The 1,535-nt window shown below is 71.6% G+C and carries 1 protein-coding gene and 1 pseudogene; both read right to left on the bottom strand.

Translation table 11 applies throughout. From position 1 onward, the window contains the following. Positions 1 to 228: pseudogene (locus tag K789_RS22270) on the bottom strand (NAD(P)/FAD-dependent oxidoreductase); the annotation flags it as partial. After that, on the bottom strand, positions 225 to 1,535 hold a 1,311-nt coding region (locus K789_RS0104220; RefSeq protein WP_024365664.1), incomplete at its 5' end, for a molybdopterin oxidoreductase family protein. The pseudogene K789_RS22270 and the gene K789_RS0104220, both read right to left, overlap by 4 nt.

Genomic DNA, 1,535 nt, shown 5'->3' on the forward strand with positions numbered 1-1,535 from the left:
GACGTCGACGCCGCCGGCAATCAGCGCGGCGGCATCGGACAGCGCCAGGGCCGACGCCGTGGTCCGGCCGACCCCGAGGTCCGCCACGAGCACGCGGTTGTACGCGGCTTCCGCCTCCTCGCCGATCACGATCAGGTGCGCCAGTCCGCTGCGGACCGCCGGCAGCAGCTCGTCGACCAGCCGCGCGGCCACCGGCCCGAAGCCCACAACAACAATGCGCTCAGTCATGACGCACCTTCCTTCTGCAGTTCAGTGGCCGGCAGTTCAGTGGCGCGGAGCTTGGCAGCGCCGGGCCGGACCCAGACATGGCTGTACTTGAACTCCGGCATCCCGGAGATCGGGTCCGTGGCCGCCTCCGTGAGGCGGTTGGCGCTTCCCAGTTCCGGGAAGTGGAACGGCAGGAACACCGTTTCAGGCCGGATCTCCGTGCTCAACGCGGCGCGGCAGGACACCTCGCCGCGGCCGTTGGAAATTGAGACAAAATCGCCATCGGCGATGCCCTGCGCTGCGGCGGCCGCCGGATGGATCTGCAGCCTCGCTTCCGGCTGGGCCTCGGCCAGCGCGGGAACCCGCCGCGTCTGCGCACCGGACTGGTAATGCTCCAGCAGCCGCCCGGTGATCAGGGTCATCGGCTTGCCGGCCCGGTCCGCAGCGGCCGCAGCGCCGGCGGAAGCCGAAGCAACAGCACGACGGCGGGGCGTCACCGGGGTGAACACGGCCCGCCCGTCCGGGTGGGCAAACGAGTCGAGGAACAGCCGCGGCGTGCCGGTGCTGCCGGCGGGGTAGGGCCAGTAGGCGGCCTCGCCGCGGTCCAGCATGGCGTAGTCGATCCCGGAGTAGTCGGCCAGGCCGCCTTCGGACGCGAGCCGGAGTTCCTCGAAGACGGTCTCCGGATCCTCGCTGAACATTGAGGGGGCATCCAGGGCCTCGGCCAGCCGGGTCATGATCCACAACTCGCTGCGGACCCCGGGCGGGGGAGCGATGGCCCGGCGGCGGCGCAGCACCCGGCCCTCAAGGTTGGTCAGGGTGCCCTCCTCCTCTGCCCACTGCGTGACCGCCAGGACCAGGTCCGCCTCGGCGGCGGTCTCGGAGAGGAAGAAGTCGCAAACCACCAGGAAGTCCAGGCTCCGCAGCCCGGCGATCACGGCGTTGGCATCCGGCGCGGAAACCGCCACATTGGCGCCGTGCACGAAGAGGCAACGGACGCCGTCGGGCTGTCCCAGGGACTTGAGAAGTTCGACGGCGGGGAGGCCTGGGCCGGGGATCAGCGTCTCCGGAACGCCCCACACCGCAGCCATGTGGGCGCGGGCGGCGGGGTCGGTGATCTTGCGGTAGCCGGGGAGCTGGTCCGCCTTCTGGCCGTGCTCGCGTCCGCCCTGGCCGTTGCCCTGGCCCGTGAGGGTGCCGTAGCCGCTGCGCGCGGAGCCGGGCAGGCCCAGCAGCAAGGCGAGGTTGATGGCGGCGGTGGCGGTGTCCGTGCCGTCGACGTGCTGTTCCACGCCCCTGCCGGTGAGGATGTAGCTGCCGCCCCGGCG

The organism is Arthrobacter sp. TB 26 (assembly GCF_000427315.1).
Lineage (GTDB): Bacteria > Actinomycetota > Actinomycetes > Actinomycetales > Micrococcaceae > Arthrobacter.